This window comes from Paraflavisolibacter caeni (assembly GCF_025628885.1).
GTDB classification, from domain to species: domain Bacteria; phylum Bacteroidota; class Bacteroidia; order Chitinophagales; family Chitinophagaceae; genus Flavisolibacter; species Flavisolibacter caeni.
The window spans coordinates 198917-213498 of the sequence record NZ_JAOTIF010000001.1 but is presented as its reverse complement, the minus strand read 5'-3'; the positions used below and the strand labels follow the sequence as shown (position 1 = coordinate 213498).

The 14582-nt window shown below is 42.5% G+C and carries 13 protein-coding genes; 8 read left to right on the top strand and 5 right to left on the bottom strand.

The genetic code is table 11. The features are described from left to right. Positions 1-11: 11 nt before the first annotated feature. Complete coding sequence (hemL, locus tag OCK74_RS00920) at positions 12-1292, top strand: glutamate-1-semialdehyde 2,1-aminomutase (protein WP_279295094.1); 1281 nt, start codon at positions 12-14, stop codon at positions 1290-1292. A gap of 31 nt (positions 1293-1323) precedes the next feature. On the opposite strand, the gene OCK74_RS00915 is transcribed toward hemL, so the two are convergent. Together OCK74_RS00915 and OCK74_RS00910 are read right to left on the bottom strand one after the other, a co-directional pair. Continuing rightward, positions 1324-1941: a hypothetical protein gene (locus tag OCK74_RS00915; RefSeq protein ID WP_279295093.1), complete on the bottom strand. Its 618-nt coding sequence runs from the start codon at positions 1939-1941 to the stop codon at positions 1324-1326. A 120-nt stretch (positions 1942-2061) separates the two neighbouring features. Beyond that, positions 2062-3018 carry a helix-turn-helix domain-containing protein gene (locus tag OCK74_RS00910; RefSeq protein WP_279295092.1) on the bottom strand — a complete coding sequence of 319 codons (957 nt, stop codon included), beginning with the start codon at positions 3016-3018 and terminating at the stop codon, positions 2062-2064. A gap of 138 nt (positions 3019-3156) precedes the next feature. Here OCK74_RS00910 and OCK74_RS00905 point away from each other — a divergent pair, with 138 nt between their 5' ends. From OCK74_RS00905 to OCK74_RS00895, 3 genes are read left to right on the top strand one after another with little or no spacing between them, the layout of a single operon-like run. Next, the gene (locus tag OCK74_RS00905; RefSeq protein WP_279295091.1) at positions 3157-4581 is read left to right on the top strand and encodes a bifunctional UDP-3-O-[3-hydroxymyristoyl] N-acetylglucosamine deacetylase/3-hydroxyacyl-ACP dehydratase; all 1425 of its coding nucleotides are present in this window, start codon (positions 3157-3159) and stop codon (positions 4579-4581) included. Beyond that, entirely contained in the window at positions 4578-5375 is a 798-nt protein-coding gene (gene lpxA, locus OCK74_RS00900) for an acyl-ACP--UDP-N-acetylglucosamine O-acyltransferase (RefSeq protein ID WP_279295090.1), read from the top strand. Before OCK74_RS00905 ends, lpxA begins: the two co-directional genes overlap by 4 nt. Continuing rightward, positions 5365-6018 carry an ABC transporter ATP-binding protein gene (locus OCK74_RS00895; RefSeq protein WP_279295089.1) on the top strand — a complete coding sequence of 218 codons (654 nt, stop codon included), beginning with the start codon at positions 5365-5367 and terminating at the stop codon, positions 6016-6018. Before lpxA ends, OCK74_RS00895 begins: the two co-directional genes overlap by 11 nt. On the opposite strand, the gene OCK74_RS00890 is transcribed toward OCK74_RS00895, so the two are convergent. Further along, on the bottom strand, positions 5975-6469 hold the full coding sequence (locus OCK74_RS00890) for a MarR family winged helix-turn-helix transcriptional regulator (protein WP_279295088.1): 495 nt from the start codon (positions 6467-6469) through the stop codon (positions 5975-5977). The genes OCK74_RS00895 and OCK74_RS00890 overlap by 44 nt on opposite strands. 88 nt (positions 6470-6557) lie before the next feature. Between OCK74_RS00890 and OCK74_RS00885 the strand changes: the two genes are divergently transcribed. From OCK74_RS00885 to OCK74_RS00875, 3 genes are read left to right on the top strand one after another with little or no spacing between them, the layout of a single operon-like run. Continuing rightward, positions 6558-7613, top strand: coding sequence for an HlyD family secretion protein (locus OCK74_RS00885; RefSeq protein ID WP_279295087.1), 1056 nt, complete (start codon positions 6558-6560; stop codon positions 7611-7613). A gap of 9 nt (positions 7614-7622) precedes the next feature. Next, positions 7623-9206, top strand: coding sequence for a DHA2 family efflux MFS transporter permease subunit (locus OCK74_RS00880; RefSeq protein ID WP_279295086.1), 1584 nt, complete (start codon positions 7623-7625; stop codon positions 9204-9206). A gap of 57 nt (positions 9207-9263) precedes the next feature. Further along, entirely contained in the window at positions 9264-10562 is a 1299-nt protein-coding gene (locus tag OCK74_RS00875; protein ID WP_279295085.1) for a TolC family protein, read from the top strand. 62 nt (positions 10563-10624) lie between these two features. Here OCK74_RS00875 and OCK74_RS00870 read toward each other — a convergent pair whose 3' ends face one another. Together OCK74_RS00870 and tsaE are read right to left on the bottom strand one after the other, a co-directional pair. Further along, complete coding sequence (locus tag OCK74_RS00870; protein WP_279295084.1) at positions 10625-11839, bottom strand: alanine dehydrogenase; 1215 nt, start codon at positions 11837-11839, stop codon at positions 10625-10627. A gap of 43 nt (positions 11840-11882) precedes the next feature. Beyond that, positions 11883-12326, bottom strand: coding sequence for a tRNA (adenosine(37)-N6)-threonylcarbamoyltransferase complex ATPase subunit type 1 TsaE (tsaE, locus tag OCK74_RS00865; protein ID WP_279295083.1), 444 nt, complete (start codon positions 12324-12326; stop codon positions 11883-11885). 114 nt (positions 12327-12440) lie between these two features. On the opposite strand from tsaE, the gene OCK74_RS00860 reads away from it, so the two are divergent. Further along, positions 12441-14558 (top strand): heavy metal translocating P-type ATPase, encoded by a 2118-nt coding sequence (locus tag OCK74_RS00860; protein WP_279295082.1) that lies wholly within the window; start codon positions 12441-12443, stop codon positions 14556-14558. The last annotated feature ends 24 nt before the right edge of the window (positions 14559-14582 follow it).

Genomic DNA, 14582 nt, shown 5'->3' with positions numbered 1-14582 from the left:
CCAACTGATTTATGAAAATTTCAAAAAGCCAGGAATTATTTGAGCGAGCAAAGCAAAGCATACCGGGCGGTGTGAACTCGCCGGTGAGAGCGTTCAAAAGCGTAGGCGGCACGCCGATTTTTATACAAAGAGCAAAAGGAGCTTATTTATATGATGAGGATGGCAACCGCTATATAGATTATATCAACTCATGGGGACCGATGATCCTGGGCCACGCCCATGACTCGGTGGTGAAAGCCATTAAAGAAAAGGTCCAATATTCCACTTCTTTTGGCGCTCCTACAGAATTGGAAATTGAAATGGCCGAACTGGTCAAAAGCATGGCTCCCAATATTGACCTGATCCGTATGGTGAGCAGCGGTACTGAAGCCTGTATGAGTGCCATTCGCCTGGCCAGGGGCTATACAGGGAGGAATAAGATCATCAAGTTTGAAGGTTGCTACCATGGTCATGCTGATTCCTTCCTGGTAAAAGCTGGCAGTGGTGTAGCGACTTTTAATATTCAGACTGTTCCCGGAGTTACCGGCGGTGTTGCATCAGATACATTAACGGCCCCTTACAATAACCTGGATGCTGTCCAAAAACTGGTTGAAGAAAATAAAAATCAAATTGCGGCCATCATTATTGAGCCGGTTGCCGGCAATATGGGTTGTATTCTTCCTCAGCCAGGCTTCCTTGAGGGATTGCGTCTACTTTGCACCCAGGAAGATATTGTATTCATTTTTGATGAAGTGATGACCGGCTTTCGCCTTGCCCCGGGTGGTGCCCAGCAACGCCTGCAAGTAAATGCCGACCTTGTGACTTACGGAAAGGTGATTGGGGCGGGCATGCCTGTAGGAGCTTTTGGTGGGAAAAGAGCCATCATGGAGCACATTGCGCCATTGGGTAATGTTTACCAGGCTGGTACATTGAGTGGAAATCCCCTAGCTATGGTAGCAGGCTATGACTTGCTTACTGAGCTCAACAATCATCCATCTATTTACCAGGAACTGGATGAAAAAGCCATTTACCTGAAGGCAGGGCTGGATAATGTTCTTCGTGAAAGCGGTGTTCCTTATGTTATAAACCAACTTGGGTCTATGCTGAGTGTACACTTTAGCGAGCAGCCCGTCATTGACTTTGCGACAGCATCAGCTGCCGACAATTCTCTTTTCAGTAAATTCTTTCATCATATGCTCAGTAATGGCATTTACCTGCCGCCATCAGCTTTTGAAAGCTGGTTCCTGAGTAATGCTCTTACTTATGATGATCTGAATGAGACTATAGAAGTAGCGAGGAAATTCTTTTCTTAAAAACAATGCCGCTCGTTGAGCGGCATTGTTTTTAATGCAAAAAGTAACTTACAATTCCCACCAATATCAATACGATACCACTTATGCGTTTTTCATTATGCTCTATGAATTCTGCACTTAACAGGTTGGCTCCTTTATAACCCAGGTTTACCAGAAGCAAGATGCCTGAAATACTCACAACTGCATATACAACTGCCATTCCCATAACTACCCCCATACCATATACGCCAGCAGTTAGAAAAAGGCTCTCCACTTCAAGGCAGGGAGAAAGAAACATCATTACAATAAAGATCAGAATCCATTTTCTTTTAGATCTTTTATATGCAGCTACATCCTGCTGACCGCTATGGTGATGATGTGGAAGATTTACAGAAAAATAGATCAAACCAAATACTATAAGCAGGATTGAAGATGTAACATGAATGATTTGTCCATAATCCGACTCCAGTTCATTGCCGATATACCCAAGTACAAGCCCGAGTGCTACTGTGCCCAGTACATGTGCCAAAGCAGCCAGGAAAGTAATGCTGGTCACGTCTTTTGCCTTCCATTTCTCGGCACGGGCGACGGCAACCAGCGGCAGCCAATGGTTAGGAATGAGGGCATGGATGATTGCTAAGAATAAGGTACCAGCTAAAACGCTAAACATGGAGAATATAGAATATAAAATGTAAAAAGTAAAATGCAGATATGAAATGCAAATGTCAATATTTAAAATGTAACAGGGAAGAACTTACATTTTAAATATTGACATTCCAGACTTTATATTTTACCGGAATAGTAATTCACAAGGTTTCAGTCCTGTATGTTTTTTAAAGGCAGTTGAAAAGTGTGAAATAGAAGAATAGCCCAACATCAAGGATACTTCCGTTACGCTAAGCCCCTTTTCATATAATAGATATTTAGCATGTTCCATACGTTGACTTTGGTAAAACTCAAAAATGGTTGCCCCGAACATTTCTTTGAAACCTTTCTTCAAATAGCACTCATTCATCGCTACTTTCCGGCTTAGTTCCTTGATGGTAATGGGCTCACCGATTTGCAGGATGAGGATGTCCCTGGCCTTCAGAAGTTTTTCCTTGTCGGCTTCGTTTGACAGGAATCTGCAGGTAACAGTTTCAATTTCTTTTTCACCCAGTATGCAATCCATACTGTATAAGAGCAACATTTGTGTCTGGGCGTTCACAAAGATGTTTTCCAGCGTATCATTATAATTATGGTTCAACAGGCCATCCAGCACCAAGCGCATGCGGTTGCAAAGCGGAATGATCTTAGCAAAAGAAGAAGGATGCCGGAAAGAAAGAATCTCATCACTCAATTCGACGCTATTCTTACGCGGTTTTGCAAACTGGGATAACACTGTTGAGGTAAAAACAAAACTTAGAATGTTGATGCTGTCAAATTTATCATTGCAATTTACAGAGGTGTGCGCTTTGCAATGGCCACAGTCTGTTTCAAATTCTTTGCAATACATATTAGCAGAAATGCAAAAACGAAGCTCCAGATGGGCTTTCTCGGGTTCATTTTTTACCACATGGTATTTCAGCATGCCAGTATCTTCAGCCATCCAATCCTCGGGTTTTACAAATCTTCTAATTGAATAGTGCACAGAACCCGGGATTTGGCGACGGGTTTCAAAAACCAGTTGCTGGTGCATTTCTGGCCGTTCGGCAATTGCCTCAAATGTGGTTGCTGCTTCCTGCATGATCAGCAAAAATACGCTCAAATAGTCGAGTAAAGAGTCAAGGTAATGTCAAACACACATTTTAGCTGGTAACTGCCACTTGCCCATTGCACCGACCATTCAAAAATCTTTTCCGAAACTCCGTTTTAGGGGTTGATGGTATTTTCATACTTTCGCCGCATGCAATCGGAAAACTGTATAAATCAGGAATTTCAACAAACACTAGCTGCCGAAGTAAGAATCGATGGCATAGGCATTCATAGTGGACAAACAGTTGAAATCGTGTTAAAGCCTGCGGATCCCAATACGGGGATCGTTTTTCAAAGGGTAGACTTACCTGGAAAGCCAACTGTAAAGGCTGATGTCGATAATGTAGTAGAAACCACACGCAGTACCACCATTGAATCAAATGGAGCGAGGGTCAGCACCATTGAACACCTTATGGCTTCATTGGTTGGGTGCGGCGTTGATAACGTTCTAATCGAGATCAACGCGCCGGAAGTGCCTATCCTGGATGGCAGCGCTTCACCTTTCGTGGAAGTAATAGAAAAGGCTGGCATTCAAAAACAAAATGCGGTCAAAACATATTATATACTGGAGCATAACATCAGTTTTGTTGATGAAGGGAAGAAGGTGGAAATGGTAGCCCTACCCTATCACGAGTACCGGATCAACACGCTCATAGATTTTAATTCGCCGGTTTTAGGAACCCAGCATGCTGCATTAAAGCATATCTCTCAATTCAAGAATGAGATATCTCCATGCCGTACATTCTGCTTTTTCCACGAGTTGGAATACCTGCTCGACCATAATCTTATAAAAGGTGGTGATGTAAACAATGCTATTGTAGTTGTAGATAAGCCGGTAACTGAAGCCCAGGTTTCCCGATTGTCGAAGATCTTCCAGAAAGAAAATGTGCGGGTTACAGAAGGCGGCATTCTGAATAATCTTGACCTCCGCTTCCCTAATGAACCGGCACGTCATAAATTACTGGATGTCATTGGCGACCTGGCGTTAGTAGGCTTTCCATTTAAAGCCCATATTATCGCCAATCGTCCCGGACATTCTTCGAATGTAGCTTTTGCAAGAAAGATCAAGGAACATATCAAGAAAAACAGGCATAAACAGGGTATTCCCAAATATGATCCTGCAAAGGCGCCATTGTTGGATGTACATGCCATTGAAAGAAAGCTGCCACACAGATACCCGTTTTTGCTGGTAGACAAAGTAATTGAATTGACCGAAAAGGTGGTTGTCGCAGTTAAAAACGTTACTTATAACGAACCATTCTTCCAAGGGCACTTTCCAGGTAACTGTGTAATGCCTGGTGTATTGCAGGTAGAGGCTCTTGCCCAAACTGGTGGCATTTTGACCATTCCGGATGATCCGGAACATGATTATGACACTTACTTTTTAAAGATCGATAACTGCAAATTCAAGAATAAAGTTGTGCCAGGTGATACCTTGATTTTAAAAATGGAATTATTGAATCCGGTTCGCCGTGGCATTTGTGAAATGAAAGGAACTATTTTTGTCGGCGATAAAGTTGTTACCGAAGCTGACCTGGTTGCTCAAATTGTAAAGAAACCCAAAGTTAGATTATGATTTCACCGCTGGCGTCTGTTCATCCCAATGCAAAACTGGGCAACAATGTTACAATTGAACCTTTTGCAGTTATTCACGATAATGTAACCATTGGTGATGACACGCATATTATGTCTCATGCTGTCATAATGCCTTTTAGCCGGATTGGCAAAGGCTGTAAGATTTTTCCTGGTGCTGTAATTGGTGCAATTCCGCAAGATCTAAAATTCATAGGTGAAGAAACTACTGCCGAAGTAGGGGACTATACTACCATTCGCGAATGTGTTACTATTAACCGCGGTACTCAAGACAAATGGAAAACCGTTGTAGGGAGCCATTGCCTGATCATGGCTTATGCACATATTGCCCACGACTGTCATGTAGGCAACAACGTTGTATTGGCCAATAGCGTGCAACTGGCTGGTCATGTAGAAGTTGGCGATTATGCGGTTATTGGTGGTTTGACAGCCGCAAAACAGTTTACACGAATAGGCTCTCATACTTATATCGGCGGACAAAGTTCTATTCGAAAAGACGTTCCACCCTTTATTAAGGCTGGGCGCGAACCTATGAGTTACGCGGGTATTAATGTTATTGGTTTGCAACGCAGAAACTTCCAACCAGAACAAATACAAACGATTTCGCAGATCTATCATATCCTCTTTGTTCAAAACCTCATTACTTCCAGTGCATTGAAACGTATTGAAGAAGAGGTTGCTGATGGCGAGTTGAAAAAAAAGATCATCGATTTTGTATTACAGTCCAAGACTGGTATTATTAAAAGGTATTCAAAAAATAATGTGGATGAAGATTAAGCTTTCCGGAGCCGGTAAGCGGTTTAACCGCGAATGGATTTTCCGAAATGCTGATCTTGAATTTCTTTCAGGCATATCTTACGCCATTACCGGACCCAACGGGTCCGGTAAGTCCACACTTTTACAAAGCATAGCAGGCATGTTGCACCTAAATGAAGGTTCTATTAGCTATGCAAGTACCAACAATAATATTCCACCAGATGAGGCATTCCAATATATTTCTTTCAGTGCCCCTTACTTGGAAGTGATTGAAGAAATGACCCTGGTTGAATTCCTGAAGTTCCACTTCCAATTCAAAAACTACCTGGAAGGAATGAACGCTCAAGAAGTAATAGAAGCTATTGGTTTGCAAGCTGCTGCCCAAAAACAGATCCGTTATTATTCGTCGGGAATGAAACAGCGTGTAAAATTAGCTCAGGCCATTTTTACCAACACTCCGGTTGTTCTACTGGATGAGCCATGCAGCAACCTGGATATACAGGGCATAGAGCTGTATCATTCCTTAATTCAAAATTATTGTAAAGAACGGTTGGTGATTGTATGTTCGAATGATGAGGTGGAGTATAGTTTTTGCAAAGAACGTATAGCAATTACTAATTTTAAAAGCAACCTACGAGGCCGTGCTTTTCGTCGTGACACTTAATAATTGTAACCAATTGTTCTTTTAAAACTGCAAACTCTTCTTTTCCGAGCAGTTCTTCATACTCCTTGTCCAACTCACATACTTTTTGCCTGGCGTCAATTACCAGTTTTTTACCTTTCTCTGTTAAATGAATGATAGAGCTACGTTTATCGTGGCTATCGGTTTCTGTTACAACAAAATCCAGTTCAATTAATTCTTTGATTACTTTACTCATGGCCTGTTTGGTGACCCTTGCTTTACGAGCCAGCTCATTATTAGTAATACCGTCTGGGTGAATATTCATCAGTACAGGCATGTAAGCCATTTTGAACTCTTCATATCCTTGTTGCGTCAGCTCATGTAAAGCCCAATTGTCAAACTGTCGCTTTAAAAGCGAAATCACTTTTCCCCAAGTCAGAGGCCTGGCTGCCTGCAGTTCCTGCAATTGTGTATTTAATTCAGTTTTATTCATGCTCTGCAAAGATAAGAATAAGAAAGTAGTAAACTAGTTTGACTATTTAGTAAACTTAGTTTACCTTTGTGTCCACAAATTTTCACCGATGGAAAGCAACAATCAAAAAGTTCACAAATCCAAAAGACAGTTAAAACCAATCACCTTTATTCTACCGCTCATTTTGATCATCGGCGGATCGTTCGGCTACAAAAAGCTGATGCATTCAATACATTATGAAAGTACCGATAATGCACAGCTTGAAAGTAATGCAGTACCGGTCATCAGCCGAATTGCCGGGTATATTGATTCTGTGTATGTAGATGATTACCAGGAAATCAAAGCCGGACAATTATTGCTAGTACTTGATGACAAGGAATATCAAATAGCTGTATCACAGGCAGAGGCTGATCTTTTGCAGGCCGAAGCTGACCTGGCAAGTGCAAGAGCTGCTTATGTTAATGTGGGGGCCGCAGAAAAGGTAGCTTCTGCGAATACCGATGTGTTGCAGACCAAATTAGCAAAAGCCCAAAGCGACTTAACGAGGGATGAGGCCCTGTTTGCTGACGGCTCTATTACACGCAAACAGTTAGATGACAGCCGTTCTAATGTAGAAACAGCTCGTATGCAACTGATTGCAGGAAGTGAGCAAATCAAACAGGCATCTGTGCAAGGAGGAACGGCTTCGGCCCTTATCCAAAAAGCACAAGCAACGATAGCTACCCGTAAAGCTGCCTTAGACCAGGCAAAGCTAAGGCTGAGCTATACTCACATCTATGCTCCAAGCAATGGCCGTGTAGGTAAAACCAATCTTGAAAGAGGTCAATATATTCAACCGGGGCAATCATTGACCACAGTTGTTAACAATGAAACCTTCTGGCTGGTAGCCAACTTCAAGGAAACACAATTGAAAAGTCTAAGCATCGGACAGCCTGTTGAAATAACACTTGATGGTTATCCTGATAAAAAGTTCAATGGTAAGATCACTTCATTCAGTGAAGCTACCGGAGCCAAGTTTTCGCTTCTGCCCCCAGATAATGCATCCGGAAACTTTGTAAAAGTAACCCAGCGGGTTCCTGTAAAAATAGAGTTTGAGAACTCCACTGACCTTAAGCCTATTTTAAAGGCAGGATTGAGTGCGGAGGTGGATGTAAGGGTAAAATAAAAATAGTTTATGAATGCAACTAAAACTCCGAAGGGATTTGCCAAGTTTATCATAGTACTGACGACAGTTACGGCAGCTGTAATGGAACTAATAGACACGTCTATTGTCAATGTAGGTCTGAATCAGATTGCGGGCAGCCTAGGTGTAACGATAGAAGACATCAGTTGGGTGATCACCTCTTATGCCATTGCCAATGTTATTATAATACCGCTGACAGGATTCCTGGGAGAATATTTCGGACGGAAAACCTATTATATAGGTTCTATGATTTTGTTTACAGTAGCATCATACCTCTGTGCCGAATCGAATTCACTTGTAGAAATCATACTCTGGCGGTTTATGCAAGGTATTGGAGGGGGTGCACTTTTGTCAACTTCACAGGCTATTCTATTTGATGCTTTTGAACCAAAAGACCGGCCGTTAGCCTCTGGCTTGTTTGGTATGGGATTGATTCTTGGCCCTACACTTGGCCCTACTTTAGGAGGTTATATAATTGACAACTTTAGCTGGCCGCTCATCTTTACGATCAACATCCCTATTGGTATTATTGCTACAATATTGGCGATCTCATTCATTGATCGTAAAGAAGGAGAAGGCAAAAACAAGAAAAATATAGAAATCGATTATACTGGTATTTTACTATTAACAGTTGGTATCGGCTTTTTACAATATGTACTGGAAAGAGGCGAAGCTGAAGACTGGTTTAATAGTAACCTGATCAGGATTTCCTCACTCTTTGCTATTGTAGGCTTGGTTGGGTTCATCTGGCGGGAGTTGAGTATTCCCAACCCGGCAGTGAACCTAAGGGTATTGGGTAATCGAAATCTTGCATTTACAACCATCTTCACGTTTGTGATTGGTTTTGGGCTGTTTACTTCTGTATTTGTTTACCCTGTACTGGCACAACGTGTTTTAGGGTATACACCTTACGAAACCGGACTTTCACTTTTACCACCGACATTGATAGGTGTGGTGATGATGCCGATTATTGGTAAGCTAATGTCGAGAGGTGTTTCTCCTCTTCCTTTTGTCATTGCAGGCTTTTTACTATTTGCTTCTTACGGTTGGTTAAGCGGGTCGGTGAGCAATGATGTCAGCCGATGGGATTTCTTTTTTCCATTGATTTTAAGGGCTTTGGGTATTTCGATGGTGCAACTGCCACTGATCAACCAGGCGGTAGCAGGTTTGCGACCCAATGAATATGCTTCCGGTATTGCCTTGAACAATATGATCAGGCAATTGGGAGGTGCGTTTGGAATTGCACTGGCTAATAATTATGTCGCGCATGGATACGCCCAACACCGTACTGATTTGCTCAGTAATATTTCAGATAATAGTACAGCAGTAACACAGCGAGTAGCAGGCCTTACCCAGAATTTTCTGCCAAGAGCTTCTGATACTTTCCATGCCCAGGATATGGCTTATAAAGTATTGGATCTTACCATAGACAAACAGGCCTATTATCTATCCTACCTAGATACGTTCAGGTTGATCTCTATCTTTTTCCTGCTTGTTTTACCATTGGTAATCTTTTTAAGAACTAAGAACAAAAATGCCAAGCAGGCGATGGCAGCAGCAGCCGAAGCTCACTAGGAGCGATGATAGACAAAGATTTAATTCCCGGTAACCTTTATTATTAAAATTTGATTCATGAAAAAAATTAGCATAAGTATATTTTCAATATTGGTTTTGTTCCACGCCCAGGCTCAACAGGCCAATACTGAATTGAATAACATCATTCAGCAGTCGTTTTCTTATTTCCCCAAGATCAAGGAACTGCAACAGGCAGCTACTATAAGTGAGCAGAAGGTTAGCCTGGCAGAAAAAGGGAAACTTCCACTGGTTAGCGGAACAGCTTCTTATAATTATGTGGCTCCTGTTGCAGAAGCCCAGTTCCCTTTAGGAAATACATTAAAAGACATACAGTTTCAGCCACACAATAATGTGAATGCCGGTATTAACATTGTCCATTCAATTTATGACTTTGGAAAAACGCGGCTGAATATCGAAAGGGCGAAACTTGATCTACTGCAATCAAAGAACAATATTGAAAACACAAAGGCTCAACTGGCATCCCAGGTTGCAGGGATCTATTATACCATTATCTACCTTCAAAAAGCGATTGATGTACAGGATTCAGTGATCAGCGTACTGGAAGCCAATAAAAAACTGATGGAGAACAAGTTCAAAAACGGTGATGCCTTAAAAATTGACGTACTGACACTCCAAAACAATATTGATATTGAGCAGAACAGGAAAGTGGATTTGCAAAACAACCTGGAAAAACAATTTAACCTGCTGACCTATGCTACCGGCCAGGAAACAAGGGCACTGAAAACAACCCAGTTTGACTTTACAGCGAATGCTTCAGCTGTGAATGACGCTTTAAAATCAGCCCAAATCAATAACTATGACTTCATTATTGCGCAGCAACGCATCAAACAGGCTGAAACAGAACTTGCCCTAGTGAGACTGGAGTCCAAGCCAAGCATCAACCTGAATGGGAGTACAGGTTTCCGCAATGGTTACCAACCAGTGATACAGGATGTCCGTTTTAATTATGCAGTAGGCGCAGGTGTAAGTATCCCAATTTTCTCAGGTGGGAGGTTAAAGCAACAAAACAAAATTGCTTCAAGTGTTGTAAAGCAAAACGAATTGGTTGTAGAAACCCTGAACAACCAATATGAAAAAGACATTAAACAGGCGATCACAGATATCAAATCTAACCAGGAGCGACTGAAGAATTCGCACGAACAAATAACTATTGCAAAAGAAGCATTAAGACTGGCCCAGTCCAGGTACAACAACGGACTGAGCACCAATGTAGAATTATTGAATGCCAACACCAATGTACAAAAGGTTGAATTGGCAGCAATTCAATACCAGTATCAATTGACCCTAGCCAATATTGAACTGGCGAGACTTACGGGAACTGTTTACTGGGAATGACGAATGATTCAAGTGACGAATAAGTTTAGGTTGATGAGACTTTTGCTTATTCGTCATTCATATTAGCGCTGGCTGGCTATGAGTAAATTCAGATCTGTATATTTCAGACTAAAGCGTTCGCTCAGGTGAAAGTTGGTCAGGGCTCCTTTGAACAAATAAATGCCACTTCGCGCATGAATGTTATGCCAGATGAGTTTTTCAAACCCGCCTTCGTCTCCGGCCTTCAGCAAAAGAGGCATCAGCACATTACTAATGGCCTGCGAAGCTGTACGGGCAAAACCAGATGGAATGTTGGGGACACAATAGTGGATTACCCCATATTTCAAAAAGACCGGATTTTCGTGTGTAGTGATTTCAGAGGTTTCAAAACACCCACCCCTATCGATGCTTACATCGATGATCACGCTGCCCTTACGCATGCTGCTGACCATTTCGTCTGTTACAACTATAGGTGTACGACCGGTATCGGAACCCAGGGCGCCAACGGCCACTTCACAGGTCTTCAACTGTTTCGCCAGCATTCGAGGCTCGATGACGGAGGTCCAAAGCCGGTGACCAATGTTATTCTGCAATCGCTTTAAACGATAAATGCTGTTGTCAAACACTTTTACGGATGCACCTAATGCCAGGGCAGCCCTTGCGGCATATTCGCCTACAATACCAGCACCCAGGATGATCACTTTGGTAGGCGCAATGCCAGATATCCCACCTAACAATACGCCTTTACCATGGTTGGATGAGCTCAAATATTGAGCTGCGATCAACATGACAGCGCTCCCAGCAATTTCACTCATACTGCGTACAATGGGATAAGTTCCGCTATCATCTTTCAGATTTTCGAAAGAAATCGCGGTAATGCGCTTTTCCATCATCTTTTGCAACAATTCTGCTTTCAAGATGCTCAAATGAATGGGAGAAATGATCATCTGGTTGAATTGCAGCAGCGGGAGATCATCCTCGACAACTGGAGCGCTTTTTACAAGAATGGGGGCCTTATATACATCTTCACGGTTGTATACAACTTTAGCCCCGGCTTCGCTATAATCTTTGTCAGCAAAATGTGCTGCCTCACCTGCGTTGTGCTCAATAGTTACATGGTGGCCATTACTCACCAATACACTTACCGCATCAGGAGTAAGGGCAATACGATTTTCCTGTAAAGTGATCTCTTTAGGAATTCCAATATGAACTTGCGCACCTTTGGGTTTAATATCCAGTGTTTCTTCTAAAGTTTCAAAACTGAATGAGGTGCTGATAATGGGTTTTTGCTGGGACATAAGCAGGGCCTTGCTTCCGAATTTAGGGTTACAAATTACGATCTTATTTATAAAGCGCAGCAGATGGGATTTCCACTTTTATTTCACGCCGGCTTTCATTTACCACTTTTATGTGTAAATGAACGGTATTTTCATCAAAAAGCCATTCTGCTTTAGCGGGCCATTCCACCAGGCAGATTTCCCCACTGCCTATACAATCTTCGACACCTGTCTGTAGTATTTCTTCCCGGCTATTCAACCGGTAAAGATCAATATGGTAGATGATCTTTTCAATACCGTCTTCTTTAAAAACATACTCATTAATAATGGAAAATGTTGGACTACTTGCTGCAACCTGTACACCTTTTGCACGACAAAGAGCAGAAACCATGGTGGTTTTACCAGCTCCCATTTCGCCATGCAAGGCAAAAACTTTTGCATTACCCACGTGTTTCCAGAATGACAGGGCAAATTCATTTAATTGCTCCAAATTGATTTCCTGAACCATTTTGCAAAGAAAAAGGGATTTTTAACATTGTTTGCAACAGGGTTGAAAAGATAACAACTCCTGAATATAGCCACCCCGACAGGGTTGAATAAATTTGCATAAAAGACGAATAGCATGGAAAAAGTTCAATGGAAAGTGGAAGGCATGGATTGTGCCAACTGCGCCTTGACTGTTCATAAATACTTACAAAAGAATGGCGCGGATCATATTGCGGTGAACGCAATTGACGGTGATGTTTCTTTTGAGCTGGCCAAAGACAAAACATCCCTGGAAACTTTAGCCAAGGGAATAGAATCCCTTGGGTATAAAGTTGGATCTGTGCATCAAGAAACAAAAAAGAAAAAGCCATTCCTTTCTACTAACCTCAGCCGTTTCCTATTTTGCCTGCCTTTTACTGCGGTGCTACTGTTTTTGCACATGGTACCTGGCCTGCATTTTCACGCACTCATGAATCCGTGGGTTCAACTGGCCATAACATTGCCTGTGTTCTTTGTTGGCATGCGGCATTTTGGGCGCTCAGCCATTAAAAGTATCCGTAACAGGGTACCTAATATGAATGTGCTTATTACCGTAGGTGCATCTTCTGCTTTTATCTACAGCCTTATCGGCGCCATTTTCAATTTAGGAACTGATTACCTGTTCTTTGAAACGGCTGCAACCATCATCACATTGGTGTTTTTGGGAGAATACCTTGAGGATGCCTCCATTCAATCTACCCAACGTTCTTTAAAAGCTTTGGTGAAATCACAGAAAGTGATGGCTAATATGATTGCCTTTGATGATAAGCACCAGGAACATATCTTCCCTGTAGAAAACACCCAATTAAAGTCCGGTGACCTGATATTGATCCGAACAGGCGAACAGGTGCCCGCCGACTGTAAAGTATTGTGGGGTGAAGCCCAGGTAAACGAATCTATCATTACCGGGGAAAGTGTGCCCGTGTATAAGACAAAAAAAGATAAACTGATAGGCGGTAGCATACTGGAGGATGGCACCATAAAAGCCTACGTAACAGCAGCCGGCGACGATACGATCCTTTCCAATATTCTCAAACTTGTCAAGAAAGCCCAGGGAGAAAAGCCGCCGGTACAGCAACTGGCAGATAAGATCAGTGGGGTATTTGTGCCAGTGGTTTTATCCATTGCCGCCATCACTTTAGTGGCTAACTGGCTGATCTTAGGAGCCTTTACTCCAGCGCTCATGCGCAGCATTGCCGTATTGGTAATCGCATGTCCCTGTGCAATGGGGTTAGCTACCCCTGCAGCCATTGCAGTTGGCTTAGGGCGTGGCGCCAGGAATGGTATCCTGTTCAGGAATGCGAAAAGCCTTGAATTGTTCAGAAATGTCACACAAGTGGTTTTTGATAAGACCGGCACGCTCACCACCGGAGCATTCGTTATTGGTGATTGGAAAGCCATTGGCATTGATGAGGAAGCGTTTAAGAGGATCGTTTTTTCCCTGGAGAAGTATTCCAACCACCCATTAGCCAAGAGCATTGCAAAGCACTGGCGGACCAGCGAGGAGACCAGGTGGCAGCAAATTGAAGAAGTAAAAGGCAAGGGCATGCAAGCTACGGACAAGGAAGGAAATCATTACAAGGCAGGCTCTTATACGGTTGCGAAACATCTAACAACAGATCATACACACAACATTTATATTGTACGCAACAATGAATTAATTGGCTGGATAGACCTGGAAGATGAGTTGCGCCCTGAAGCAAAGGATGTAGTTCGTTATCTGAAATCAAAAAATCTTAAAACTATTTTGCTGAGTGGCGACCGTTTGAAAAAAAGCCAGCATATAGCAGAGGTATTAGGACTGGATGAAGTGATCGCGGAACAGACACCGGAACAAAAGCTGCAGACAATTACCGACCTATCAGCAAAGACACCAACTGTCATGATTGGTGATGGGATCAATGATGCTCCTGCCCTGGCTAAAGCGACTATTGGCATCTCCATGAGCGAGGCTTCGCAACTGGCTATGCAAAGCGCCCATGTAGTGCTGATGAACAGCGGCCTTAAAAAGTTGCCTACCGCACTTGGGTTGGGAAGGCATACATATATGACCATCAAACAAAACCTCTTTTGGGCGTTCTTATATAATATAATTGCCATTCCTGTTGCAGCTTTTGGTTTCTTAAGCCCCACATTTGGCGCCTTGGTCATGGGCTTAAGTGACGTGGTACTAGCAGCTAACTCGGTAAGATTATTCGTCAAAAAAGTCGATTGAATGACGAATGACGAATATGTTTAG